Origin of the sequence: Komagataeibacter europaeus, assembly GCF_002173515.1 — a bacterium.
GTDB classification, from domain to species: Bacteria; Pseudomonadota; Alphaproteobacteria; order Acetobacterales; family Acetobacteraceae; genus Komagataeibacter; species Komagataeibacter europaeus.
Genome location: NZ_CP021467.1, coordinates 467,143 through 491,413 on the forward strand (window position 1 = coordinate 467,143; position 24,271 = coordinate 491,413).

Annotated in this window: 24 protein-coding genes; 16 read left to right on the plus strand and 8 right to left on the minus strand. The window is 60.3% G+C overall.

Annotation, left to right across the window (positions count from 1 at the left end; genetic code table 11):
* Positions 1-218 precede the first annotated feature (218 nt).
* The gene (locus S101446_RS01995; protein WP_244184389.1) at positions 219-881 is read left to right on the plus strand and encodes a TetR/AcrR family transcriptional regulator; all 663 of its coding nucleotides are present in this window, start codon (positions 219-221) and stop codon (positions 879-881) included.
* A 74-nt stretch (positions 882-955) separates the two neighbouring features.
* Here the strand turns inward: S101446_RS01995 and bfr are convergent, their stop codons facing one another.
* Complete coding sequence (bfr, locus tag S101446_RS02000) at positions 956-1,444, minus strand: bacterioferritin (protein ID WP_019086808.1); 489 nt, start codon at positions 1,442-1,444, stop codon at positions 956-958.
* 281 nt (positions 1,445-1,725) lie between these two features.
* Between bfr and S101446_RS02005 the strand changes: the two genes are divergently transcribed.
* From S101446_RS02005 to ppk2, 3 genes are all read left to right on the plus strand, one after another.
* Positions 1,726-2,661 (plus strand): AEC family transporter, encoded by a 936-nt coding sequence (locus S101446_RS02005; RefSeq protein WP_010507513.1) that lies wholly within the window; start codon positions 1,726-1,728, stop codon positions 2,659-2,661.
* Positions 2,662-2,992: 331 nt separating this feature from the next.
* The gene (locus S101446_RS17945; RefSeq protein WP_162136452.1) at positions 2,993-3,157 is read left to right on the plus strand and encodes a hypothetical protein; all 165 of its coding nucleotides are present in this window, start codon (positions 2,993-2,995) and stop codon (positions 3,155-3,157) included.
* A gap of 39 nt (positions 3,158-3,196) precedes the next feature.
* Positions 3,197-4,120 (plus strand): polyphosphate kinase 2, encoded by a 924-nt coding sequence (ppk2, locus tag S101446_RS02010; protein WP_053323746.1) that lies wholly within the window; start codon positions 3,197-3,199, stop codon positions 4,118-4,120.
* Between the two features lie 240 nt (positions 4,121-4,360).
* On the opposite strand, the gene S101446_RS02015 is transcribed toward ppk2, so the two are convergent.
* Positions 4,361-5,716, minus strand: coding sequence for an inorganic phosphate transporter (locus S101446_RS02015; protein WP_087607448.1), 1,356 nt, complete (start codon positions 5,714-5,716; stop codon positions 4,361-4,363).
* Positions 5,717-5,860: 144 nt separating this feature from the next.
* Positions 5,861-6,088 (minus strand): hypothetical protein, encoded by a 228-nt coding sequence (locus S101446_RS02020; RefSeq protein ID WP_010507520.1) that lies wholly within the window; start codon positions 6,086-6,088, stop codon positions 5,861-5,863.
* Positions 6,089-6,343: 255 nt separating this feature from the next.
* Here S101446_RS02020 and pstC point away from each other — a divergent pair, with 255 nt between their 5' ends.
* The 8 genes from pstC (at position 6,344) to S101446_RS02060 (ending at position 13,792) form a co-directional block, all read left to right on the plus strand.
* Entirely contained in the window at positions 6,344-7,321 is a 978-nt protein-coding gene (gene pstC, locus S101446_RS02025) for a phosphate ABC transporter permease subunit PstC (RefSeq protein ID WP_010507522.1), read from the plus strand.
* 8 nt (positions 7,322-7,329) lie between these two features.
* The gene (gene pstA / locus S101446_RS02030) at positions 7,330-8,229 is read left to right on the plus strand and encodes a phosphate ABC transporter permease PstA (RefSeq protein WP_010507523.1); all 900 of its coding nucleotides are present in this window, start codon (positions 7,330-7,332) and stop codon (positions 8,227-8,229) included.
* Positions 8,226-9,023 carry a phosphate ABC transporter ATP-binding protein PstB gene (gene pstB / locus S101446_RS02035; protein ID WP_010507524.1) on the plus strand — a complete coding sequence of 266 codons (798 nt, stop codon included), beginning with the start codon at positions 8,226-8,228 and terminating at the stop codon, positions 9,021-9,023. The genes pstA and pstB overlap by 4 nt, the downstream gene beginning before the upstream one ends.
* Positions 9,024-9,040: 17 nt before the next feature.
* On the plus strand, positions 9,041-9,736 hold the full coding sequence (gene phoU, locus S101446_RS02040) for a phosphate signaling complex protein PhoU (RefSeq protein WP_026018717.1): 696 nt from the start codon (positions 9,041-9,043) through the stop codon (positions 9,734-9,736).
* 202 nt (positions 9,737-9,938) lie between these two features.
* Entirely contained in the window at positions 9,939-11,360 is a 1,422-nt protein-coding gene (locus S101446_RS02045; protein ID WP_087607449.1) for an FAD-binding oxidoreductase, read from the plus strand.
* A 255-nt stretch (positions 11,361-11,615) separates the two neighbouring features.
* Complete coding sequence (locus tag S101446_RS02050; RefSeq protein WP_167376452.1) at positions 11,616-12,398, plus strand: ABC transporter permease; 783 nt, start codon at positions 11,616-11,618, stop codon at positions 12,396-12,398.
* Positions 12,395-13,144 carry an ABC transporter ATP-binding protein gene (locus S101446_RS02055; RefSeq protein WP_087608802.1) on the plus strand — a complete coding sequence of 250 codons (750 nt, stop codon included), beginning with the start codon at positions 12,395-12,397 and terminating at the stop codon, positions 13,142-13,144. The genes S101446_RS02050 and S101446_RS02055 overlap by 4 nt, the downstream gene beginning before the upstream one ends.
* A gap of 45 nt (positions 13,145-13,189) precedes the next feature.
* Positions 13,190-13,792, plus strand: a complete 603-nt coding sequence (locus S101446_RS02060; protein ID WP_087607451.1) for a nitroreductase family protein — start codon at positions 13,190-13,192, stop codon at positions 13,790-13,792.
* 216 nt (positions 13,793-14,008) lie between these two features.
* Here S101446_RS02060 and S101446_RS02065 read toward each other — a convergent pair whose 3' ends face one another.
* The 4 genes from S101446_RS02065 to S101446_RS02080 form a co-directional block, all read right to left on the minus strand.
* On the minus strand, positions 14,009-15,607 hold the full coding sequence (locus S101446_RS02065; protein ID WP_087607452.1) for a tetratricopeptide repeat protein: 1,599 nt from the start codon (positions 15,605-15,607) through the stop codon (positions 14,009-14,011).
* Between the two features lie 89 nt (positions 15,608-15,696).
* A complete protein-coding gene (locus tag S101446_RS02070; RefSeq protein ID WP_010507537.1) occupies positions 15,697-16,095 on the minus strand; it encodes a DUF4112 domain-containing protein in 399 nt (132 codons plus the stop codon).
* 64 nt (positions 16,096-16,159) lie between these two features.
* A complete protein-coding gene (locus S101446_RS02075) occupies positions 16,160-16,453 on the minus strand; it encodes a SelT/SelW/SelH family protein (RefSeq protein WP_010507538.1) in 294 nt (97 codons plus the stop codon).
* A 90-nt stretch (positions 16,454-16,543) separates the two neighbouring features.
* Positions 16,544-18,646, minus strand: a complete 2,103-nt coding sequence (locus S101446_RS02080) for a catalase (RefSeq protein WP_087607453.1) — start codon at positions 18,644-18,646, stop codon at positions 16,544-16,546.
* Between the two features lie 185 nt (positions 18,647-18,831).
* On the opposite strand from S101446_RS02080, the gene S101446_RS02085 reads away from it, so the two are divergent.
* The 3 genes from S101446_RS02085 to S101446_RS02095 all read left to right on the plus strand — a co-directional run bounded on the left by S101446_RS02085 (position 18,832) and on the right by S101446_RS02095 (position 21,615).
* A complete protein-coding gene (locus tag S101446_RS02085) occupies positions 18,832-19,659 on the plus strand; it encodes a creatininase family protein (RefSeq protein WP_087607454.1) in 828 nt (275 codons plus the stop codon).
* Between the two features lie 52 nt (positions 19,660-19,711).
* The gene (locus S101446_RS02090) at positions 19,712-20,866 is read left to right on the plus strand and encodes a YncE family protein (protein WP_087607455.1); all 1,155 of its coding nucleotides are present in this window, start codon (positions 19,712-19,714) and stop codon (positions 20,864-20,866) included.
* Between the two features lie 239 nt (positions 20,867-21,105).
* Complete coding sequence (locus S101446_RS02095; RefSeq protein WP_087607456.1) at positions 21,106-21,615, plus strand: methylated-DNA--[protein]-cysteine S-methyltransferase; 510 nt, start codon at positions 21,106-21,108, stop codon at positions 21,613-21,615.
* A gap of 13 nt (positions 21,616-21,628) precedes the next feature.
* Here the strand turns inward: S101446_RS02095 and S101446_RS02100 are convergent, their stop codons facing one another.
* The gene (locus S101446_RS02100) at positions 21,629-22,246 is read right to left on the minus strand and encodes an acetate uptake transporter (protein WP_208620543.1); all 618 of its coding nucleotides are present in this window, start codon (positions 22,244-22,246) and stop codon (positions 21,629-21,631) included.
* Between the two features lie 445 nt (positions 22,247-22,691).
* Between S101446_RS02100 and S101446_RS02105 the strand changes: the two genes are divergently transcribed.
* Positions 22,692-24,266, plus strand: a complete 1,575-nt coding sequence (locus S101446_RS02105; protein ID WP_087607458.1) for a flavin monoamine oxidase family protein — start codon at positions 22,692-22,694, stop codon at positions 24,264-24,266.
* Positions 24,267-24,271: the final 5 nt, after the last annotated feature.

Below are 24,271 nucleotides of genomic sequence, written 5' to 3' on the forward strand. Positions count from 1 at the left end.
TGCCGCGAATGGAAAAATCGGGTATGGACATCTCTTTAATATGTATACGAATAAGTGTATTTTAAATTTAAAAAGGAAAGCAACCCATAAAATATCCGGTTCGGTGTATTTTATGTGTCGGCATATGTGCCGGGCGTGCGTTATGTGCGGGGCGTCCATGGTAACCGGCCGCCCGCATGCAGGGACCGCCACACGATCACGAGGAAAGCAGCAACAGGATGCCAGACAAGGAACACCCCCGGCCTGCCCGCATGGGCCGCCCGTCGATCGCGGAGGCGGCGACGCTGTCCGAAACGATTCTGGAGGAAGCCGGCCGGCTGTTCTTCGACCTTGGGTTCCGGGGCACCAGCATGGACATGGTGGCGGAAGCGGCAGGTGTTACGAAACGCACTCTTTACGCACGGTACCGCAGCAAGCCCCTGCTGTTTGAAGCCGTGGTCAGCACGACCATCGATATCCGGCTGGATGCGCTGGCATTGCTGATGCCGGCGGATGGGGATATCCATTCGCGGCTCGTGTCAATCTGCACGCTGCTGCTGGACTGGCTGCTGACGGATCGCAGCGTTGGCATGTACCGCGTGGTGTCGGCGGAAAGCCGGCAGTTCCCGGCGCTGGCGCGTAATATCCATTCCCATGGTGCCCGCAGGGCGGCGCAGTTGATCTGTCGCGTCCTGCATGAAGGCGTGAAGAACGGGGAAATCGAGATTGATGATATCGTCTTCGCGGCGGATTACCTGACTGCCGCCGTGATCCAGTATCCGTTCCAGCAGGCTGTGCTGGGCCTGATTGCAGCCAGGCTGGATGACGCCATGCGTCGGCACATCGATCAGGCGGTGGAACTGTTCCTGAACGGGACGCGGAACCGCTCATTGCCGGAATAGCCGCCGAACGGTCGGGACAGACGCGTCAGGCCACGTCCCCGCAAAATGAAGGGGAGCGTGGCCCGATATCTGGCCTATTCCTGATCGGGGGCAGGGGCGGAGTTGAGCTGGATGTACTTCTCGATCCCCACCTGACGGATCAGGTCGAACTGGCGGTCGAGGAAGTCTTCATGCTCTTCCTCGTTGACCAGGATCCTGAGCAGCAGGTCGCGGGAGACGAAGTCACGCACGCTTTCGCAATAGGCGATGCCCTCGCGCAGGTCGCCGATGGCCTTTTCCTCAAGCTTCAGGTCGCATTTGAGGATTTCCTCCACGTCCTGTCCCACCAGGATCTGGTTGTAGCGCTGCACGTTGGGCAGGCCGCCCAGATACAGGATGCGCTCGATCAGCCAGTCGGCGTGCTTCATCTCCTCGATCGATTCTTCGTATTCCTTCTTGCCCAGCAGGGTAACGCCCCAGTGGCGCAGCGTGCGGGCGTGCAGGTAATACTGGTTGATGGCCGTCAGCTCGTTCGTCAGCTGCGTGTTCAGGTGTTCGATCACCTTGGGATCTTTGATCGGCATGGCGTGACTCGCTATGATAAACTATGGCACGATTGGATATATTGATTTAATGGAGATTTGTAAATAAAAAATTATTATATATCAGTGCATTAATAATGATGCTTCTTATTCTCAAATATAAGGTACGCATTTTTTATCCGCCTGCCACCGCACCTTTCCCGCATGGGGAAGTGGCCTGCGCCATTATCAGGACCACCCGTGCCGCGCGGCAGTCGCCATCGCCATTCATGCCCGTTTTTTCCTACCGCACCCATCCGTAAGCCACGGGATAATCAAACTGTATGCTTTCGACCATCATTGCCGCCATGCTACCCCTCGTCGTGGTTTTCCTGCTGGGCTACCGTGCCGGATGGCACCATGACTTCAATGGGGAGCAGGTGTCCGTCCTGAACCGGATGGTCATGCTCTACGCCTTTCCCCTCAACCTGTTCGTGGGCATCGCGGGCATGCCGCGCACCATCCTTGCGGGGCAGGTGCCGCTGGCGGCATCGGTATTCGGGATCATGTGTGGCAGTTTCGGCGTGGCATATATCCTGTCGCGCCACGTGTTCCGGCGCGATGCGGCGGCGTCAGCCCTGCAGGGACTGGCCATGGGGGCGCCATCGGTTCCCTTCATCGGGTCGGCCATGCTGCCGGTACTGGTGGGGCATGCGAGTACATCCGTGGCCATTTCAGCCGCCGTGTTCGCCATGGTTCTGGTCCAGACGCCGGTCTGCATGGTCATGCTGGCCAAAAGCACACATGCGGGACCACCCGAGCAGGCGCGGCTCTGGCCGCAGATCATTGCATCATGCAAGGAGCCTATTGTCTGGGCCCCGATTGTCGCGACCCTTCTGGTCGTATCGGGTATCCACCTGCCCGGATCGCTGCTCAGGGCAGGGGAACTGCTGGGCAATGCGGCGGCGGGGGTTGGCCTGTTCGCATCGGGGATCGTACTTTTCCTGCAGCGGGTTTCGGTAACATTGCCGGTGGTGGCCACTGTTGCGGTCCGGAATATTGTCATTCCCGCCCTGTCGTGGCTGCTGCTGACAGCGCTGGGTCTGCCGCATGAGGCGATCCGTACCGCCGTGCTGGCCCTGTCCATTCCGGTGGGGACGGTCGTCGTCATTCTTGCGGTACGTTTCGGAACGGATGAGCAGGAAGCCGCATCGACCCTGTTCCTCAGCGCCGTGGTGTCGGTCCTGACGATGGCGCTGTTCATTGCCTGTGTAGGATAGGGATGGAAAGCGCGGCTATTCCTTATGGATAGGGACGTGGCTGCGAATTGTCCGGCTTCCACAAAATCACCGATCACAGGAACCGGATGGTCAATGCGGTTCTCATCTTCAGATATTCTGCAATCATAAGAAAGTTTTTGGTGAAGCTTCTTTCAAAAAGTTTCAAAGAACACTGCCTGTTTGAAAAAAAAGGCAGCACCCGGAAACTTTCGTTTTTATTTATACTTGATCGCAATGCAATTTAATCAAATATTCATATTATATGTCATGTGCTGTTCTATACCTTTCCATGCCTATGATCTGAATAGGCATCTGGACAGGAATGGAGATCATGAAACAGGATTCCGAACCGAAGTCGCCGCATATTCATGAAGAATGGCAGCCTGCGCTTGTCCTAGTGTGGAAAGATACACGGGGACAGGCAAAGCGGGCATTACCGTCCGCCCCACCTGAAATAATGGAAGAAGACGAAGATTATATCCATGATGAATTCTGATGTTCTTCCTCCCTTTCATTATCAGGAAACCAGATGGCAATGACCCCCGACATGACCGAACTGCCCGCCAGTGACAAGGCATCATGGGAACGCAACCGCCTGCGTGCGGAGGTTCTGGATGATATTGATGAAGAAATAGAACTTGAACTGGATGATGCCCGCCTGGGTTCGGACAAGGACAACGGCACGCCTGATTTCCGGCGGGCCTATTTCCGTGAACTGCTGTCCCTGCAGGGGGAACTGGTCAAGTTGCAGGACTGGGTCAAGGAAACCGGGCACAGGCTGGTGGTGATCTGTGAAGGACGGGACGCGGCGGGCAAGGGGGGCGTGATCAAGCGTATTACCCAGCGGCTGAACCCGCGCATATGCCGTGTCGCCGCCCTGCCTGCCCCCAATGACCGGGAACGCACACAGTGGTATTTCCAGCGTTATGTCAGTCACCTGCCGGCAGCGGGGGAAATCGTGCTGTTTGACCGTAGCTGGTATAACCGCGCGGGCGTCGAGCGGGTCATGAATTTCTGTACCGATGATGAATACGAGGAATTCTTCCGCTCCGTTCCCGAATTTGAACGCATGCTGGTGCGTAGCGGGATACAGATTGTCAAATACTGGTTTTCCATTTCCGATGATGAACAGGAACTGCGTTTTCGCGCCCGTATGGAAGATCCGCTGAAGCAGTGGAAACTCAGCCCCATGGACCTGGAAAGCAGGCGGCGGTGGGAATCCTATACGCTGGCCAAGGAAATCATGCTGGAACGTTCAAATATTGACGAAGCACCATGGTGGATCGTTCCGGCTGATGACAAGAAGAAAGCGCGGCTTAACTGCATAAGCCATCTTCTGTCACAGGTGCCCTATCATGACGTAAGCAAGCCCGAAGTGCGGCTGCCCGAACGTGTGTACAGTCCGGACTATATTCGCCAGCCCGTGCCTGACACCATGATCGTGCCGCAGAAATACTGAATGCGGGCATAAAGCATAATAAAAGTTCCCTGATGCCGCCTTTTTTCAAAAAGGCGGCGTTCTTTGAAGATTTTTGAAAAAAACCGTCACCAAAAACTTCTTTATGATTGCTGAATGTTTTCCGGGCCAACTTTTCAAACAGTCCCTAAGGGACGCAAGTTCCTTATTCTGTTGCTGATATAAAAAACCGGGGCTGCGCATCATGCGGCCCCGGTTCTTTTTTGCCTGTGTCAGGCAGGATCATGCATTGAGAATATAGAACAGTCCGGCCGCAAGTGTGATGGTCACCGGCAGGGTGCAGACCCATGCCAGTGCGATCTTGACCAGCATGCCACGATTGATGCCTGAACCGGACCCCAGCATGGTGCCCGCGATACCGGCGGTGATGATATGTGTCGTGCTGACCGGCAGGCCGGTATAGCCCGCGGTTGCGATCAGGCCGGCCCCCACCAGTTCGGCGGACGCGCCCTGTGCTGGCGTCAGGTGTGTATTGCCGATTTTTTCACCCAGCGTATGCACGATCCGCTTGTAACCGATCATGGTGCCGATACCCAGGCACAGCGCGCTGAGCAGACGCACCCACCACGGCGCGTATTCCACCACCGGACGCATCTGGTTGCCCAGCACCTTGGCCTGTGCGCGTTCATGGGTCGAGGCGGACGGGTTGGCTGATACGGCCTTCAGTCCCGCGACGACTTCATACATGTCCGCGCGCAGGACGGAGGGGACAACATGCGCCGCATCGGTCCGGGACAGGCGACCCACCGCGGCAATTGCCTCGTCACGCAGGCCGTCATGGTCATACTGTTCGATCAGTGGCGCGGCGCTGGTGGCGTATTCCGCGACATGGGGAATACGCGGCGTGCTGTCGGGGGCCAGGGCGAAGGTGGTGGGCAGGATGCCGATGATGGTCAGCATGATCAGGCCGATGCTTTTCTGCCCGTCATTGCTGCCATGGGAAAAGCTGACGCCGGTGCAGGTCAGGATCAGTAGGCCCCGGACCCAGCCGCGTGTCGGTTTGTCACCCTGTGGCGGCTGGTAGAGTTCGGGATCATGGACAAGATGCTTGATGATGAAATACAGCCCACCCGCGCCAACCAGTCCCATCAGGGGGGAAATGGCCAGTGCCCGCAGGATTTTCCATATCTGTGACCAGTCAACGCTGTTGCCCAGGTCACGCGTATGCAGCAGTGCATCCCCGATGGCGATCCCGATCAGCGCGCCGATGACGCAATGGGAACTGGAATTCGGGATGCCGAACCACCATGTAAACAGGTTCCACGCCAGCGCCGTGCCAAACAGCGAAATAAGCATCGGCACGGCCGGGTCACCATTGGGGGGCGAAAGAACATCCGCCGGCAGCAGTTCAACCAGCCCGTAGGCCACGCTGATCCCGCCCACCAGCACGCCGACAAAATTCATGCACCCCGACCAGATGACGGCGGTGCGGGGCCTGAGTGATCTGGTATAGATGACGGTCGCAACGGCATTGGCCGTATCATGGAAACCGTTTACGAATTCAAAGATGCAGACAAGCGCAAAGCATATGACCAGTGCGATGATGGAAAAAGCCGAATAGGGCGCGAAGTGGAGCATGAAACAATACACCAGTAAGTTATTGCTTTGCGCACCATAGATAACAATAAATAAAAATATAATATGTATTGTACTTATTTAATATAATATTCACATTTCAATAAAAAATGGAAATATCGCCTGCAATCCACGCGGGGAAGGGCTTCAGGCCCGCAGGCGTGTGGTTTCCATCGTGCGCGTGGCCTTGGTGCGACCAAGTCGGAAGCGGCTGCGGGCCTGCGCCACGGCAGCTTCGAACGTGGGCAGGATATCTCCGTCCATTTGCGTTACACGTTCATGCATGGCACGGAATTCATAGGGCTCATCGGGACCGTTGTGGAAAACGATACCAACAAAGATCCCATCGATTTCAATAACGCTGGATTCAAACATAAGGCTGATTCCTGCCTGTTTTCCCATAAGAGCGGGTGTGTGCAACACCGTCCCGATGTGGGTGCTATGCAGTAGTTCGCGTGCGCGGGCAACCGGAAATAGATGAACTTTATATGACATGCGCAAATATACATATTGGCGTGCATGTAATGGTGGGTGTCATAAAAACTTCATACAAAACAGATCAGGTTATTATTGCCATCGTTCGCCATGGCGGCCTAGTTCTGCTGTTGTGTCATATACATCAGGAATTACATGATGGAACTTCCATCCACCATTACGCCCGGCGATGGCGCCGCAATGGACAGGAGTGCGCGCGGGCGGTTGGGCGACCTGGTTTTTGGCATGATCGCCCGCCTGGCCGGATGGTTCATCCTGCTGGTCATGGCGGGCATTGTCATTGTGCTGGTCAGCGGGGGATGGCGGGCATTTTCCACCTTTGGCCCCGGCTTTTTCACCAGCACGGCATGGAACCCGATTTCAAACCATTTTGGCGCAGCGACCTCCATTTTCGGCACTCTGGTCACCACCCTGATCGCCCTTGTCTTTGCCGTGCCGTTTGCATTCGGCGTGGCGTTCTGGCTGGTGGAAATGGCCCCCCCGGCACTGGCGCGGTTTATCGAAACCGCCGTGCAGCTTCTGGCCGCCGTGCCTTCCATCATATTTGGCATGTGGGGTTTTTTCATCGTGGTGCCGTTCATGGCCCATTACATTGAACCCACGGTCACGCGTTACCTAGGCCATGTGCCCGGCATCGGCCTGCTGTTTCGCGGTGCGCCCTATGGCACCGGACTGCTGAGTGGCGGGCTGATCCTGGCCATCATGATCACGCCCTTCATCTGTTCGGTCATGACGGATGTCTTCGTCTCCATTCCCGCCGTGCTGAAGGAAAGCGCCTTCGGCCTTGGCGCCACACGGTGGGAGGTAATGCGCCAGGTCGTCCTGCCGTGGTCGCGGCAGGCGGTCATGGGCGGCATCATGCTGGGCACCGGGCGCGCATTGGGTGAGACGATGGCCGTGACCTTCGTCATTGGCAACAGCAACCGTATGGGCTGGTCGCTGTTCGCGCCGGGCAACACCATCGCCTCGCTGATCGCGCTGGAATTTCCCGAAAGCGCGGCAGGCAGCCTCAAGCTGTCCGTCCTGCTGGCTCTTGGCGCGATCCTCATGATCATTTCATTCATTACCCTGGCCTGTTCGCGCATTTTTCTGCAGCGCGGCACGGCGAACTGAGGAAGTCCATGATGGCATCCCCGAAATCGCAATCTATTGACGCCGGCGGGTGGCAGCGCGGCGGTGCGCAGGCCGTGCGGCGCAGGCTGGTTGAACGGTTTGTCAGCCTGCTGTGCAATCTGGCGACGGTTATCGTGCTGTTCGTGCTGTTTTCAATTTTATGGACACTGGTGACGCGTGGGGCAGGGGGGCTGTCGCTGCCGACCTTCCTGCATAGTACGGCCGCCCCCGGCAGCGGTGGCGGCCTGGCGAACGCCATTATCGGCAGTTGCGAACAGACCGGCCTTGCCGCCCTGATCGGCACGCCGATCGGCATGATGGCGGGGATCTACCTGTCGGAATTCGCCCAGGATGGGCGGATTGTCTCACTGGTCCGGTTCGTGTCCGACATGCTGCTGTCGGTGCCGTCCATTCTGGTTGGGCTGTTCATCTATCTGATCTTCGTGGAACCGGCAGGGCATTTTTCCGGCATGGCGGGCACGCTGGCGCTGGCGGTCCTGTTCATTCCCATCGTCGTCCGCACGACGGAGGACATGCTGCGCCTTGTTCCCCGCGCCATGCGTGAAGCGGCCTATGCGCTGGGCGCGCCGGGGTGGCGGGTGATCCTGAATGTCTGCCTGCGTTCGGCACGGGGCGGCATCATGACCGGCATCCTGCTCGCACTGGCGCGGATATCGGGCGAGACGGCGCCCCTGCTTTTTACCTCCCTTGGCAACCTGAACTGGTCCACCAGCCTCAATGCGCCAATGGCCAGCCTGCCGGTCACGATCTACCAGTACGCCGGGTCGGCCTATGATGACTGGGTGCAGATGGCATGGACCGGAGCGTTGCTGATTACTGTCGCGGTGCTTGCGACAAACATCCTTGCCCGCTGGTGGCTGACGCGTAATGGATCTGCACAACAATGAACAAAATCATCATGGATGACACGACGGGCCGCGATACGCTGCAGCCGGCGCTGGCGATACGCAACCTGAATTTCTGGTACGGCAGCAACCACGCGCTGAAGGACATATCGCTGGATTTCCCGATCCATCAGGTCACGGGCATGATCGGGCCGTCGGGCTGTGGCAAGTCAACGCTGCTGCGTATCCTCAACCGCATGTATGACCTCTATCCCGGCCAGCGCGCGACGGGGGAGGTGCTGTTTGACGGGCGCAACATCCTCTCGCCCGGTCTGGATGTGAACGTGCTGCGTTCGCGCATTGGCATGGTGTTCCAGAAACCCACGCCGTTTCCCATGTCCATCTACGACAACATCGCCTTTGGCGTGCGGCTGCATGAACGCCTGTCGCGCACGGAGATGGACCAGCGCGTAGAGGGGGTACTGCGGCGCGTGGCGTTGTGGAACGAGGTCAAGGACCGGCTCAATGCCTCCGCCGCCGCCCTGTCGGGCGGGCAGCAGCAGCGGCTGTGCATTGCCCGCACCATTGCGACACGGCCCGAGGTCATCCTGCTGGATGAACCGACCAGCGCGCTCGACCCGATTTCCACCGCGCGGATCGAGGAACTGCTGGATGAACTGAAGCAGGAATTTTCCATCGCCATCGTGACGCACAACCTGCAGCAGGCAGCGAGATGCGCGGACCGCGTCGCGTTTTTCTACATGGGCGAACTGGTGGAGGTGGACACGGCGGACAAGATGTTCACCGCCCCTCATGCCAAACGCACCCAGGATTATATTACCGGCCGCTTCGGCTGAGAGCGAAAGCAGTAACGATGCCACATGAATCCGTACATACGGTCCAGAGTTATGAACAGGAACTGGAACAGCTCCGTTCGCTGGTAAACAAGATGGGTGGGCTGGTGGAACGGCAGGTGGCGCAGGCCATTACCGCCGTGGTCGAACATGATGAGGAAGCGGCCCTCGACGCGCCCGAAATGGACCCGCAGGTTGACGAACTGGAACGCGAGACCGAGGCACTGGTCATTCGCCTGCTGGCGCTGCGCGCGCCGATGGCGGGCGACCTGCGCGAGGTTGTGGTCGCGCTGAAAATATCGGGTGATCTTGAACGCATCGGGGACTGCGCCGCCTCCATCGCGCGCCGCGCCATGCGCAATGAACTGCTGTCCTGCCCCATTTCGCTGACGGGATTGCACAGCATGGGGCGCCTGGTGCAGGAAAATCTGCGGCGCACCATTGATGCGATGGACCAGCGCGACCCGGAACTTGCGCGTATTGTCTGGCATTCGGATACGGCGGTGGATGAACTGTATGTCTCTCTGTTCCGTGAACTGGTGACCTATATGATGGAAGATCCGCGCAATATCGGCCCGTGCGCCCATCTTTTGTTCATCGCCAAGAACCTTGAGCGCATTGGCGACCATGCCACCAATATTTCAGAACGCGTCTATTACGCCGTAACCGGCAACATCCTGCCGATCGTGCGGCCGCGTGGGAAAACGTTTGACTGAGAACAGTCGGCGTCATGGCGGCGGGACAATGCTGGCGGGTCGGGGGAAGCCGCCCTGCGTTCCATGATGGGTACAGATCCTGCCGCTGCTCCCGCCTATGTCATGTGCGGCATGTGCCACAGGGGCGCAAGGGGGCATGGTCATTGCCGTATGTGTTGTTACAATGGCATTTTGCTGTGTTCTGACCGGATGGTTCCCTCGCATGACTGACTGCCCTTCTTCCCCCGCTGACCGTCTTGACGGCGTGCTGGCCACCCTGCGTGAAAATGGCCTGGCGGCGCGTATCAGCACGTCTCCCTCCGTGCTGGAAGCCCATAGCCATGGGGAGGCCATGGACGCCGCGCGCCTGCCTGCCGCCGTGGTATTCGCGGAATCGACGGATGATGTCGCAACCGTGTTGCGGGCCTGCCATGCCCACCGGGTGCCTGTCGTGGCCTTTGGCGCCGGGACATCGGTGGAAGGGCACGTCACCCCGGCGGAACATGGCATAAGCCTTGACCTGTCGGGCATGACGGACATCGTGGAACTGAATGCCGAGGACCTTGACTGCCGCGTGCAGGCCGGTCTGACCCGTCAGGCCCTGAATGCGCAGATCCGCGATACGGGCCTGTTCTTTCCGGTTGACCCGGGGGGCGAGGCCACGCTGGGCGGCATGTGCGCGACCCGGGCATCGGGCACGGCGGCGGTGCGCTACGGCACGATGAAGGAAAATGTCCTTGGGCTGACGGTCGTGCTGGCGACGGGGGAGGTGATCCGTACCGGTGGGCGCGTGCGCAAGTCCTCCACCGGATATGACCTGACATCCCTGTTTATCGGGTCGGAAGGCACGCTGGGTATCGTAACCGAGGTCCAATTGCGCCTGCATGGCCGGCCCGAAACCATTTCCGCTGCCGTCTGCCAGTTTTCCGACCTGAATGACGCCGTGCAGACGGCCATTGAAATCATTCAGTGCGGCATTCCCATTAGTCGCGTTGAACTGCTGGATGATGTGCAGATGGCTGCCTCCATCCGTTATTCCGGCCTGACCGGGTATGAACCGCTGACCACGCTGTTCTTTGAATTTGCGGGGGCACCCGCCGCCGTGGCGGAACAGGTCACGCAGACCGAGGCGATCGCCCTGTCCAATCACGGCCTGTCCTTTGCCTGGGCTGACACGGCGGAAGAGCGCACGCGGTTGTGGAAAGCCCGGCATGACGCGTTCTGGGCAGCCAAGGCGATCGAACCGACCGCGCGCGTCATTTCCACTGACTGCATCGTGCCCATTTCCCGCCTGGCGGAACTGATTGCGGGCGTGCGGGAAGATATTGCCCGATCCGGCCTGCGCGTGCCCCTGCTGGGGCATGTGGGGGATGGTAATTTCCATGCCCTGATCATTACGGACCATACGCCAGAGGGTTATGCCCGCGCACTGGATCTGGACCGCAAGATCGTGTTCCGCGCCCTGGCGCTGGGTGGATCATGCAGCGGGGAACATGGCGTGGGCATGGGCAAGCTGGAATTTCTGGAAACCGAACATGGTGATGGCACGCTGAGTGTCATGCGCGCGCTGAAGAACACCATGGATCCCCACCATATTCTTAATCCCGGCAAGCTGCTGCCGCCGGGGCGTGTGTATCAGGGCTGATGCAGGCTGCCTCCCTTTCCCTGTCATTGGGGGAAGGGCGGTGAAAGTCGTATTTAACGATATTAAATGTGGAATATAAAAACACGAATTGATCATATAATTCCATATAAACACAAAAATAGTTGTATTAATCGTATTTTCCTTCATATTGCGGGGATTGGGTGAGGCCGTTTCGCACGCCCATTGCATGAAGGATCGGCGCATATGCCCGTCACTGTCATTCCCTCCGCATCCGTCCCGTGGCATGGGCGCACCATGCTTCGCCATGTGGATGCGCACACCTTGCTGCGTTATGCCTCACCGGTCATTCTGGTGCTGTTGTGGCAGGGGGCGTGTTCCACCGGGATGGTGTCCACCCGGCAGGTGGCGTCCCCCATGCAGGTCATCATGACGGGGTGGGGCCTGCTGCGTGATGGCACGCTGGGTGCAAACCTTGGCGTATCCCTTGTCCGCGCGGCGACCGGCCTTGCCATTGCCGTGGTTCTCGGGGTGGGATTTGCGCTGATATCGGGGCTGTCGCGACTGGGCGAGGATATTGTCGATGCCCCGCTACAGATCCTGCGCACGCTGCCCGCCCTTGCCATGGTGCCGCTGTTCATCCTGTGGTTCGGCATTGGGGAGGTGCCCAAGATCGCCCTTGTCGCACTGGGGGCGACCTTTCCCATCTATCTCAACCTGCACAAGGGGATCCGTTCGATTGATCCCCGCCTGCTGGAAATGACCCGTACGCTCGGCCTGTCGCGCCTGCAGACCATCCGCGACGTGATCCTGCCCGGTGCGCTGCCCGACCTGCTGGTGGGGCTGCGTTTTGCGGTGGGCATGTCATGGCTCATGCTGGTGGTGGCGGAACAGGTGAACGCCGAAAGCGGGATTGGCCACATGATGATGGAGGCACAGGATTTCCTGCGCACGGACATCATCATGGTGGGATTGGTGATCTACGGCCTGCTGGGCCTTGTGTCGGATCAGGTCGTGCGCCTGATGGAGCGTGCGTTGCTGTCATGGCGGCCGGTTCACCAGCGGGGGCAGGGGGCATGAACGCCGTGGTCATGCCGGACGGGATGCGTGATGGCGTCGCCCCCGCGAATGGCGTTGTTGCCATAAATGGCCTGACACGCCGTTTCGGGCGCGGGCCTGCGGTGCTGGACAGTCTTGACCTGACCATTGCGCCAGGGGAATTCATGGCCTTGCTGGGTCATAGTGGTTCGGGCAAATCCACCCTGCTGCGCACGCTGGCCGGTCTTGATCCGGTCAATGAAGGCACGTTGTCCCGTCCCGATGCGGTTTCGGTCGTGTTTCAGGACGGACGCCTGCTGCCATGGAAGCGGGTGTGGGAAAATGTCGTGCTGGGGCAGACGGGGGCGGACCGACGCGATCGGGCGATTGCGATGCTGGAGGAAGTCGAACTGGGCCACCGCGTGGATGCATGGCCGCTGACGCTGTCGGGTGGGGAAACACAGCGTGCCGCGCTGGCGCGCGCGCTGGTGCGCAGGCCAGCCTTCCTTATGCTGGATGAACCGTTTGCCGCCCTTGACGCGCTGGCACGGCTGAAGATGCAGCGGCTGGTGTCGCGGTTATGGGCACGCCACGGCTGCGCGGTGCTGCTGGTCACGCATGATGTGGATGAAGCCCTGATGCTGGCTGACCGTGCCATTGTGCTGGACCGTGGCCGCATCCGCACCGATATGGCCATTGCCCCTGAACGCCCGCGCCATCATGCCGATCCGGGTTTCATCCACCTGCGTGGCGTATTGCTGGATGCGCTGGGTGTGCAGGATGATTAGGCGCGCCCGCATGCTTCCACCCCTTTTTAACCATACAGGCCTGACATGACCAAAGCTCCCGAACGTGTATCCAATACCCCCGTGGACCGCCTGATCCTTGATCGCTGGTCCCCGCGCGCCTTCACGCCTGCCCCGATTGACGAAGCGACGCTGCTGTCCTTCCTTGATGCCGGGCGGTGGGCGCCATCCGCCTATAACGCGCAGCCATGGCGTTTCATTTACGCCCGCAGGGATACGCCGGACTGGGAGCGTTTCCTGTCATGGCTGATCCCGTTCAACCATGCCTGGGCGCAGAATGCGTCGGCGCTGGTCTACGTCGCATCCCATACCGTGACCGGCGGTGGTGCTGCCGAACCCGTGCCTGCGCCCACCCATTCATTCGATGCGGGTGCGGCAGCCGTGCTGGTGCAGCTTCAGCTTAGCCAGGCCGGATGGGCGGCCCATCCCATCAGCGGGTTTGATCATAAACAGGCACGTTCCGGCCTGGAACTGCCCGATGATTATGCGCTGAATGCGGCCCTCGTCATCGGACGGCAGGGGCAGGCCGCCAGCCTGCCTGAATCCCTGCGCGCGCGGGAAGTCCCGTCCACCCGCAGGCCACTGACGGAAATCGCCTTTGCCGGGCGCTTTCCTGAATCCACACCCTGAAGTGACTGTTCCATGCCTGTTCCACCGACAGATGAAGTCGGAGGAACAGGTTCCAGTCCGTATCCACCTGATCTGTAGCCGTAACATGGGTCATTCCCATAATGCCCATGACAAGCATCAACCTAGAATAACATCCTATTAACAGTATTCAACACATTAATATTATAATACCGGATCCGGTAGCATGGAACAGGTGGCCGTAGCCATGTCATGCCGTTATCCGGTAACCGGGTGATTGTTTCCCCGCCGCGCGGGTGGGAAATCGCGCTTGGCCAGCACGCTGCATAACCGGTGGACCACGTCGTCCCACATTCCGCTGTTGATCTGGCGTATGATGCGCAGGGTGGGATACCACGGACTGTCCGTGCGGTCCGAAAGCCAGCGCCAGCAGTTATCGAACCGGTCCAGCAGGATGACGGGACACCCCGTCGCACCCGCCAGATGGGCCACCGACGTATCAACCGAAACCACGACATCCAGCCCCGCGATCAGGGCAGCCGTGTCATCCATGTCCCGCACGCTTTCCATCGGGTCATACAGGCGCATGCCTGCGGGCATGTCGTGCATCTGCCGGGCGTAGACGCCTTTCTGCAGGCTGACCAGACTTATGCCCGGCATTCCGGCCAGCGGCGCGAATTTGCGCAGCGGGATCGACCGGCGGCGGTCCATGGCATGGGCGGCGGGCACATCCGGGCGGCTGGCCCCACCCCAGACCAGTCCCACGCGCAGGTCCGTGCCGGTGGGCAGGAACGGCGCCCATTGCCGCACCAGTTCGGGACTGGCGCGCAGGTAGGGCACGTCCGCCCCCGCATGGCCAGGCGTGTTGCGCAGGACATGCGGCAGGCTGAGGAAGGGACAATACCAGTCATGCGGTGGCAGGGACACCTGTTCACTGAACACGCGCCGTATCCCACCCATGCGCCGTATCAGGCCGTGCAGTGTCTCGGGCGCCTGGATGCTGACCTGCGCGCCCATGCCCACCAGCACGGGCACGAAGCGCAGCATCATCAGCATGTCTCCCAGTCCCCCTTCGCGGGTAATCAGGATGGAGCGGCCATGCAGGTCGGCATCCGGTGGCAGGACAGGCAGCATTTCATGTTCGGGCAGGCGCTGGCGACCGGGCATTTTCCGCCGCCATTCATATTCCGCCCAGCCTTCGGCCATGCGGCCACTTTTCAGCAGTGTCAATGCATGGTTCATGCGCAGGCGCGCATCATCCGGGCGCAACGCCAGCGCGCGCGAATGGGCCTGCAATGCCGCATCCAGCCGGTTCCATGCCCCCAGCAGGTGGGCAAGGTTGGCCTGCGTCATGGCGCTGTCGGGATGGTGTTGCACGATGTAATGCAACAGGTCGTGCGCCGCCGCGAATTCGCCCTGTTCCATCAGGGTTATGGCCATGAGGTTGCCGGTACTCAGCTGCGCGGGTGACAGGGCCAGACCTTCGGCCAGCACTTCCTGCGCTTCAGCCGTCCGGCCGCGCTGCAGCAGCAGTTCCCCCAGCATGTCATGCGTGCGGATATCCTGCCGCGCGCGCTGCCGGACGGCGCGCAGGACCGCTTCGGCTTCATCCACCCGGTCGTGTGGCAGCAGCAGGGCCAGCATATCGTATGCCGGGTGGCGTGCGCCGGGATTGGCTACGGCCTGGCGGCACAGCAGGCGGGCGGCTTCCTGCACGCGGTTGCATCCCGCATGGGCATGGGCCAGCAGGATCTCGACACGGGGGGAGGCGGGGCAGTCCTCCAGCATGGCGCGGGCATGGGCGAACTGTCCCCGCCGCAGCAGGTCGAATGCAAGCGTCAGCGTATGGTCAGCCATGACGGATGGAAAACCGGAGCGGGGAAAAATGGATCATGCCATGTTGTGTATTATATCAGGCCCGGCATGCAAGTGGCCGCCCGCCACGGTCATGGCGTCCGGGGTGTGGACAGGCCGAAATGCTGTTCCAGCAGGGCGACATTACGCAGGTCGGCCTTGAAGGCGGTGTCAAACACATCCCCCAGAACCGGCACGAGGTCGGCCAGGGCTTCCACGATGATATTGCCCATCATGCGCGCAAGTACCGGTCGGCCCACGCCCAGATGCCAGCTTTTCCACACGATATAAAGCGAGGGCAGGAGCATGATCACCGTTCCGCCCACCGGCAGCAGCCCGATCAGCGTATCCAGTCCCCAGCGCGCCTTCGTGCCGGGAATGCGAAAGGCGGCGTCCAGCAATGTTGCAAGCCTGCGCAGGCGCGCCACTTCCTGACGGATATCATGGGCGTTGGCGCCATGCGTGGCATTGGGGGCGTATGATGTGATCATACCCGTTATTATGGGGTGGGCAGGGGGGCGTTACAATGCGCGGCAAGGGGGTCGAGGAGCGTTTTTAGCGGTCGACATGGCCCATGTCGCGATCCGGCGCGATGATGTCACGCACGCGCTGCTTCAGCTCCTTCGGGCCCGGAAAACCGCCGTCGCGCTTGCGTTCCCACACGCTGTGGCCATCAACCGTGATTTCAAAATGACCGCCGCCGCCGGGGACAAGGGTCACGCTGCCAAGATCCTGACCGAAAGTGGACAGCAGTTCCTGCGCCATCCACCCCGCCCGCAGCAGCCAGTTGCACTGCGTGCAGTACGTGATGGAGACATGGGGACGATGGACGGCTGGGGCGTCGGTCATGGGGCGGGCTCCTGCTTGTGGCAAGGCCGGGCTGGATCTGCCCGGCTGCCCCTTCATTGTGGGGGTGTGGGGCAGCCGGGCGCAAGGGGGTCAGATGGCGTGGACGTGACCCTCGCGTTCCCACAGCCGCAGTGCGCCGCAGGTCTGGATGAAACCGGCCGCGTCCTGTGCGCCATGCACGGCGATCACGCCCCTGTCGCGTGCCTTGGGGTGCAGTCCCGCCGCGGCCAGCACGATTTCGGCGGCATCGTTATGCGCAATGAACTTGGCATGGGCGAAGGCGTCGGAAATGAAGTCGCGCATGGTGGCCTCGTGGCGCAGGACATTGGCCCCTTCGACCGTGGGCAGCAGGGCCACGGCGTCATACAGAACGGACGGACCGCCATTGATCTTCTGCTGCGCGGTCAGGTCGTGGCCCGCGCTGTCCTTCAGGCCCCCCACGGTGGGGGCGATCAGTTCGACCGTGGCCCCCGCATCCTCGGCGGCGTCGCGCAGGGCGGCCAGCAGGGTGGCATCGACCCCGTCCGTTACGACAATGCCCAGCTTGCGACCGGCAAAGCTGTCCGGTCCGTTTTTCAGGATGCTCAGCGCGGGTGATGGCTCCAGCCCCTCGACCACGGGCCGCGCGGCGGGTGCCGGTGCGGGCAGGGGCGACAGGCCCAGCCCCTTCGCTACCCCCTTGGCCAGTTCCTGATCGACATGCAGCAGATGGCTGACCATGCGGGCGCGGATGGCGGGGGTTTCCACCTTGCTCAGCTCAAACACGAACGCATCGCGGATATGCGTCTGTTCCACCGGGGTCTGGCTGATGAAGAACTGGCGCGCCTGGCTGTAATGGTCGGCAAAGGATTCCGAACGCTGGCGGACTTTCTGGCCCGACACCATATCGGGGTACGACCTGTAACCATCCACGCTTTCACGCGGGCCACCGACGGGCTGGGACCATGAATTGGGTTCGTAATTGGCCCGGCCCTTCGGGTTGTGCATGGCCATGTGCCCGTCCTGCTGGAAATTGTGGAACGGGCATTTGGGCGCGTTTATGGGGATATGTGTGAAGTTGGGGCCGCCAAGGCGCTTGGTCTGGGTATCAAGGTAGGAAAAATTGCGCCCCTGCAGCAGCGGGTCATTGGTGAAGTCGATTCCGGGCACGACATTCTGGGTGCAGAAGGCGACCTGTTCGGTCTCGGCAAAGAAATTGTCCGGCATCCGGTCCAGCACCAGCCGACCCACGCGGCGGACGGGTACCAGTTCCTCGGGTATCAGCTTGGTGGGGTCGAGGATGTCAAAGTCAAAACTGTCGGCAAAGTCATCATCAAACAGTTGCACGCCCAGTTCCCATTCCGGGAAATTGCCGCTGCTTATGGCCTGCCACAGGTCACGGCGATGGAAATCGGGATCGGCGCCATTGATCTTCAGCGCTTCGTTCCACACGACCGACTGCAGGCCCAGCTTCGGCTTCCAGTGGAACTTGACGTAGGTTGAACGGCCTTCGTCATTGACCAGCCGGAAGGTATGCACCCCGAAGCCTTCCATGAAGCGGAAGGAACGCGGGATGGCCCGGTCCGACATGGCCCACATGACCATGTGCGTGGCTTCGGGCGACAGGGATACGAAATCCCAGAAATTGTCATGCGCCGTCTGCGCCTGCGGGAAATCGCGATCCGGTTCCTGCTTGGCCGCGTGGACGAAATCGGGGAACTTGATGGCGTCCTGTATGAAAAAGACGGGAATGTTGTTACCCACAAGGTCCCAGTTGCCCTGTCCTGTATAAAGCTTGACGGCAAAACCGCGCACGTCGCGCACCACGTCCGCCGATCCCTTGTTGCCCGCAACGGTGGAAAACCGGACGAAGGCGGGCGTGCGTTCGCCCACGTTGCCAAAAATATCGGCCTTGCAGACATCGCTCAGGCTGTCGGTCAGTTCGAAATAGCCATGCGCGCCATAGCCACGGGCATGGACCACGCGCTCGGGGATGCGTTCATGGTCAAAATGGAAGATTTTTTCCCGGAAATGGAAATCCTCCATCAACGCCGGGCCACGGGCGCCCGCGCGCAGGGTGTTCTGGTCATCCGATACCGCGACACCCTGCTGGGTGGTCATGACGGGGGTATCGCCGCCTGCCGTCTGGTGGGTTTCACCCCCCGCGCCGGTATGCGTGGTGGAGGAGGTGGGGGAATGGGGTGTCTTTGCCATGGCGTGGGTACATATCCGTGCAGGTGAGTGCGGGAAAAAACAGGGGTGAGGGAGAAGGTACGGTTTTTCCAACGGGCATGGGCGGACAGGGTTTCATTCCCCCGCGCCATGACAGTTGCCAACTGCCTGCGTACAGGGCAACAGGAGCGGCATGTGTCATGCATCGTTGTGGGGATGGCTGCCGTATGCGTATGTTCTCTGGTTTCCTGTCCGGGCTTTCGCTGGCGCTGGCGTTGCATGCCGGCGCGACCGCGCATGCGGCGGCGCCCGACACGGTCGATTTCGCCGACCTGACATGGACCGAAATCCGCGACGCCATCCACGGGGGTGACACCACCATCATCATTCCCGTCGGCGGCACGGAACAGAGCGGCCCCTATATCGCGGTAGGCAAGCATGACGTGCGTGCCATGATCCTCGCGCGGCGCATTGCCCGTGATGCCGGTCATACCCTTGTCGCGCCAGTGGTGGCGTACGTACCCGAAGGCGGCACGTCGCCGCGCACGTCCCACATGCGTTTTCCCGGCACGATCAGCATTGCCCCCGCAACCTTCCGTGCATTGCTGTCGGATGCGGCGGAAAGCTTCCGGGTGCAGGGATTCAGGCGCGTGGTGCTGATTGGCGACCATGGTGGCTACCAGAAGGACCTGCGCACGGTGGCGGATACGCTCAACCGCCGGTGGCATGGGCAGGGCGCGCATGTCCTGTATGTCGCGGGTTATTATGACGTGGTGCCCGGCGCCTATGCCACCTGGCTGCGCCAGCATGGCCATGCGGCGGAGGTGGGAATGCATGCCGACCTGTCCGATACATCGCTCATGCTGGCGCTGGACCCTGATCTGGTGCGTACGCAGGCCCTGCGGGCGGCGTCCCTGCCCACCGCGGCGCAGGGGGTGTATGGCGGTGACCCGCGACAGGCCAGCGCGGCGTTGGGGCAGGCAGGGGCCAGCATGCAGGTGGCGGCGGCCGTGGCGGCCATGCAACACGACCCAACAGGACAGAATCCGCACTGATTGCACCAGCGGCATGGCGTGCTATAGGGGCCGCAAGAAACAGGATCACACTATGATACAAAAGAAAAAGCTGCCGGTTCTGGGGCTGGGCATGCTCCTGCTGCTGGGTGGCAGCGCACTTGCGCAGGTCGTGGATACTATTCCGGGGATGCCCCCCGTGGTGGACCCGACCAACATCTATACCGAAACCCGGGCCGGGAACCTGAATCCCGAAGTGGCGAAGGATCCGCCGCGCATCTACGTGCCCAACCTGCGGTCAAACAATGTATATGTGATCGATCCGCAGACGTATAAGGTCATCGCGCGGTTCAAGGTGGGCAAAAGCCCGCAGCATGTCGTCCCGTCATGGGACCTGCGCACGTTGTGGGTCACCAACAATGCGGAAGGCACGACCGAGGGCAGCCTGACGCCCATCGACCCGCGCACCACGCAGCCCCTAGCCAATGTGGCGGTGGATGATCCGTACAACATGTATTTCACCCCCGATGGCAAATCCGCCATTACGGTGGCCGAGGCCCGTCAGCGGCTGGATTTTCGTGACCCGCATACAATGGAAATGCAGGGTTCGGTGTCGGTCCCGCAGTGCAGGGGGGTCAATCATGCCGATTTTTCCATTGACGGGCGCTATGCCATTTTCACCTGTGAATTTGGCGGCTATCTGGCCAAGGTCGATACCGTCAATCGTACGCTGATCGGATACCTGAAGCTGTCGCGTGGCGGCATGCCGCAGGATATCCTGACCGCGCCGGACGGCCACAAATTCTATGTGGCGGACATGCATGCCGATGGTGTGTTCGTGATCGATGGCGATACCTTTCGTGAAACGGGTTTCATTCCCACCGGTATCGGCACGCATGGCCTGTATCCCAGCCGTGATGGCACAAAGATGTACGTGGCCAATCGGGGATCGCACAAGATCCATGGCCCGCCGCACAGCAAGGCTGGTGGTGTCAGTGTGATTGATTTCGCAACGGACAGGGTCGTGGCCAACTGGCCCATTCCCGGTGGCGGCAGCCCCGACATGGGTAATGTCAGCAATGACGGCAGGACGCTGTGGCTGTCCGGCCGGTTTGATGATGTCGTCTATGCCATCGATACCACCACAGGCGCCATGCGTAGCATCCCCGTGGGGCTGGAACCGCATGGTCTGACCGTGTGGCCGCAGCCGGGGCGGTATTCCGTCGGGCACACCGGTATTCTGCGCTAAGGGACCGTTTATAAAAATCATTGTTAAATGGAAGTTTCTGGGTGCCGCCTTTTTTCAGAAAGGCGGCATTCTTCGAAGCTTTTTGAAAACAGCCTCACCAAAACCTTCCGGATGACGCGACGGTTCAGGGATGACCTGTTCCAGGCACGTCATCCCTGTTGTATCCTTGGGCGTGGATGCGATAGGGTCGTGTCCTACAGGGAGGTCTCCCGGTCATGAAACCAGCGTCGCCCGCCGCCATGCCTGCCCGGCTTGTCATGGGCCAGTCCGCCCTTGGGGCGGTGCTGGTGGCGATGGGGGACGAAGGCATTGTCGCCATCATGCTGGGTGATGATCCGGAATCCCTCCATCACGCGGCATTGGCCAGCTTTCCGGGTGCCCGCCCGGTGCATGACCGGATGGCGGATCGTACCCTTGCGGCAGTGCTGGCATGCATTGATACGCCATGGACGTCGCCTGACCTGAAGCTGCATATCCAGGGCACACCATTCCAGCAGCAGGTATGGCAGGCGCTGCGTGCCATACCGTGCGGGAGTACCATGACCTATACGGAACTGGCGGCACGGATCGGCAGGCCGGGCGCGGTACGGGCCGTGGCGGGGGCATGTGCCGCGAACAGGCTGGCGGTGGTCGTACCCTGCCATCGCGTCATACGCAGTGATGGCAGTCTGTCAGGGTATCGCTGGGGTGTCGGGCGCAAGCAATGGCTGCTGGAACGTGAACGGGCCGGAATGCCACCTGACAGGTAAATCCGGTCGGCGTTCAGGAAATATGAACCACGAGATCGTCCTTGTGCGGGATCTCGCCGGGGGCGTGCGGCAACCCGACCGGCAGGACGGCGTGGCCAAACTGGATTTCAAGAATCTCGCTGGCCGCCAAGTATATCGCACTCAGGCCACAGAGCAGCCCATCATATCCCGCGACAATGCCCAGCATGGGTCGGCCAGATATCTCCGCACAGCCAAGCAGGACAAACAGCAGCGTCAGGCTGAAGAACACGACCTGATGCATGCGTGAGGCCGTCAGTGACCCAACCGCTATGATGGCCGTGAACAGCGCCCATACCCACATGTAGCTGCCCATCAGCGCAGGGGAGGATTCAGGTGCAAGCCCCCAGTGTGGCAGGAACAGCAACACAGCCAGCGAAATCCAGAATGCCCCATAGGCCATGAAGGCCGTCATGCCAAACGTATTGCGGTTGCCATATTCCAGCACCCCGGCAATGAACTGCGTCATGCCGCCAAAGATCAGGCCCATGGCCATGATGGCTGAACCCATTGGCACGATCTGCGCATTGTGCAGGTTGAGCAGGACAGTGGTCATGCCAAATCCCATAAGCCCCAGTGGGGCGGGACTGGCGTTTGCGTGGTTGGGCGCCATGCCGGTTTTCCGTTCCAAGATGGATGAATTATGACAAACCATGTCACTACCGTCAGGGCGGGGATATTAAAATATGGCTTACCCTTCGCCGGTCATGAACGGCATGCCAATGCGCGGCGGCGGACAGGGTTCCCTGTCCGTGAAAACATGGACATGAAATTACAAACATGACTTTAGGGATTTCATATTTCATATCCGGCATAACCGAATACAATAAAATGTTCCGGATATGAAAAAACATTTATTATTTTGCGTTTACTGCATATGAAATCAGGAAATATAATATAAAATATCAGGATAAATCATATTTTTAAAAACAATCAGTATTGTATATAAAGCAAAGACATTGTGTTTCGGCCGGGGATCGTTCCGGTCGGGATATGGTGCAGCCGGAAAGGGCTGTTAAGACAGGCTATTGTTTTCGTTGATTTCCTGGGATTGATTGATGACAGACTCCCATCCGCCCAAGACCCCCACGCGCAGGCAGCTCCTGACCCGGATCGGCACGCTTGCCGGTAGCGCGGCACTGTATCAGGCCATGACCACCATGGGGCATGCGCAGGGGACGGATTTCACGGCGCCACCAGTCCTGTCGGGTGCCAGACGCGGGACGCGCGTGCTGGTGCTTGGCGCGGGACTGGCCGGAATGCTGTCCGCCTACGAACTGCGCAAGGCGGGTTACGCGGTACAGGTCCTGGAATTCCAGGGGCGAAGCGGGGGGCGCAATATCAGCCTGCGTGGCGGCGACACGGTGACCGAACTGGGTGGCGCCGTGCAGAAGGTCGGTTTCGCATCGGGCAACTACATCAATCCCGGTCCATGGCGCATCCCCTATCACCATCAGGGCCTGTTGCATTACTGCCGGGAATTCGGGGTGGAACTGGAACCGTTTGTGGAACTGAACCATAATTCATGGCTTCATTCCTCCACTGCGTTTGACGGAAAACCGGTCCGCTACCGTGAATTTTCAAGCGATTTCACCGGCTTTACGACCGAACTGCTGGGCAAGGCGATCGACCAGCACAAGCTGAATGACGTGGTGGACGCGGATGAACGCGAACACCTGCGCACCGCCATGGAACAGTGGGGCGGGCTGGACCCGGATCTGACCTACCGCAAGGGCGACACCAGTTCCCAGCGTCGTGGATATACCCGGCCGCAGGGTGGCGGTATTGACGGCGCGCCGATCCCCTCCGACCCGTTTGCGCGCAGGGATGTGCTGCGTTCGGGGCTGTGGACCTGGATGGCTTTCCACGAACGCCTTGAAATGCAGACGACCATGTTCCAGCCCGTGGGTGGCATGGACATGATCGGCAAGGGGTTCAACCGCCAGGTGCATGATCTGATCACCCTGAACTGCAAGGTTACATCCATACAGCAGGACGAACACGGCGTGCGGGTCATGTATGATGACATGAACCATGGCGGCGTGGCGCGGCAGGCGCAGGCCGATTACTGCGTCTGCACCATTCCGCTGTCCATCCTGTCACAGATGGATGTGCAGGTCAGCGCGCCGCTCAAGGCCGCGATCATGGCGGTGCCCTATGCCTCTTCGGTCAAGATGGGAATGGAGTTCAGGCGTCGCTTCTGGGAGGAAGATGACCAGATCTACGGCGGCATCAGCTTTACCGACCAGCCGATCAGCCAGATTTCCTATCCCAGCCATGGCTATTTTTCCCGTGGGCCAGCGGTCCTGCTGGGGGGCTACATGTTTGGCCCCGCCGCCTTCGACTTCGCGGGCATGACGCCACAGGCACGCCTGGAACAGGCGCTGGCACAGGGCGAGGTCCTGCATCCCGGCACGTATCGCAAGGAATTTTCAAACGGCGTCAGCCTTGCATGGAGCCGCGTGCCCTGGGCGCTGGGCTGCTGTTCAATGTGGAGCGAGCAGGCCCGCAAGACCCATTACAAGACGCTGTGCACAATGGATAACCGCATCGTGCTGGCGGGCGAACATGCATCCTATGTCGGATGCTGGCAGGAAGGGGCCATCCTGTCCGCGCTGGATGCCGTAACCTAACTGCA

Bases quoted from the DNA above. Each gene is read 5' to 3' on its own strand.
- pstA (WP_010507523.1), top strand. From the start codon at position 7,330: ATGATGGCATCCCCGAAATCGCAATCTATTGACGCCGGCGGGTGGCAG.
- S101446_RS02070 (WP_010507537.1), bottom strand. From the start codon at position 16,095: ATGATCACATCATACGCCCCCAATGCCACGCATGGCGCCAACGCCCAT.
- S101446_RS02020 (WP_010507520.1), bottom strand. From the start codon at position 6,088: ATGTTTGAATCCAGCGTTATTGAAATCGATGGGATCTTTGTTGGTATC.
- S101446_RS02065 (WP_087607452.1), bottom strand. From the start codon at position 15,607: ATGGCTGACCATACGCTGACGCTTGCATTCGACCTGCTGCGGCGGGGA.
- ppk2 (WP_053323746.1), top strand. From the start codon at position 3,197: ATGACCCCCGACATGACCGAACTGCCCGCCAGTGACAAGGCATCATGG.
- S101446_RS02075 (WP_010507538.1), bottom strand. From the start codon at position 16,453: ATGACCGACGCCCCAGCCGTCCATCGTCCCCATGTCTCCATCACGTAC.
- S101446_RS02095 (WP_087607456.1), top strand. From the start codon at position 21,106: ATGCCTGCCCGGCTTGTCATGGGCCAGTCCGCCCTTGGGGCGGTGCTG.
- pstC (WP_010507522.1), top strand. From the start codon at position 6,344: ATGATGGAACTTCCATCCACCATTACGCCCGGCGATGGCGCCGCAATG.
- pstB (WP_010507524.1), top strand. From the start codon at position 8,226: ATGAACAAAATCATCATGGATGACACGACGGGCCGCGATACGCTGCAG.
- S101446_RS02090 (WP_087607455.1), top strand. From the start codon at position 19,712: ATGATACAAAAGAAAAAGCTGCCGGTTCTGGGGCTGGGCATGCTCCTG.
- phoU (WP_026018717.1), top strand. From the start codon at position 9,041: ATGCCACATGAATCCGTACATACGGTCCAGAGTTATGAACAGGAACTG.
- S101446_RS17945 (WP_162136452.1), top strand. From the start codon at position 2,993: ATGAAACAGGATTCCGAACCGAAGTCGCCGCATATTCATGAAGAATGG.
- S101446_RS02080 (WP_087607453.1), bottom strand. From the start codon at position 18,646: ATGGCAAAGACACCCCATTCCCCCACCTCCTCCACCACGCATACCGGC.
- S101446_RS01995 (WP_244184389.1), top strand. From the start codon at position 219: ATGCCAGACAAGGAACACCCCCGGCCTGCCCGCATGGGCCGCCCGTCG.
- S101446_RS02060 (WP_087607451.1), top strand. From the start codon at position 13,190: ATGACCAAAGCTCCCGAACGTGTATCCAATACCCCCGTGGACCGCCTG.
- S101446_RS02105 (WP_087607458.1), top strand. From the start codon at position 22,692: ATGACAGACTCCCATCCGCCCAAGACCCCCACGCGCAGGCAGCTCCTG.
- S101446_RS02055 (WP_087608802.1), top strand. From the start codon at position 12,395: ATGAACGCCGTGGTCATGCCGGACGGGATGCGTGATGGCGTCGCCCCC.
- S101446_RS02045 (WP_087607449.1), top strand. From the start codon at position 9,939: ATGACTGACTGCCCTTCTTCCCCCGCTGACCGTCTTGACGGCGTGCTG.
- S101446_RS02015 (WP_087607448.1), bottom strand. From the start codon at position 5,716: ATGCTCCACTTCGCGCCCTATTCGGCTTTTTCCATCATCGCACTGGTC.
- S101446_RS02085 (WP_087607454.1), top strand. From the start codon at position 18,832: ATGCGTATGTTCTCTGGTTTCCTGTCCGGGCTTTCGCTGGCGCTGGCG.
- S101446_RS02005 (WP_010507513.1), top strand. From the start codon at position 1,726: ATGCTTTCGACCATCATTGCCGCCATGCTACCCCTCGTCGTGGTTTTC.
- S101446_RS02100 (WP_208620543.1), bottom strand. From the start codon at position 22,246: ATGGCGCCCAACCACGCAAACGCCAGTCCCGCCCCACTGGGGCTTATG.
- bfr (WP_019086808.1), bottom strand. From the start codon at position 1,444: ATGCCGATCAAAGATCCCAAGGTGATCGAACACCTGAACACGCAGCTG.
- S101446_RS02050 (WP_167376452.1), top strand. From the start codon at position 11,616: ATGCTTCGCCATGTGGATGCGCACACCTTGCTGCGTTATGCCTCACCG.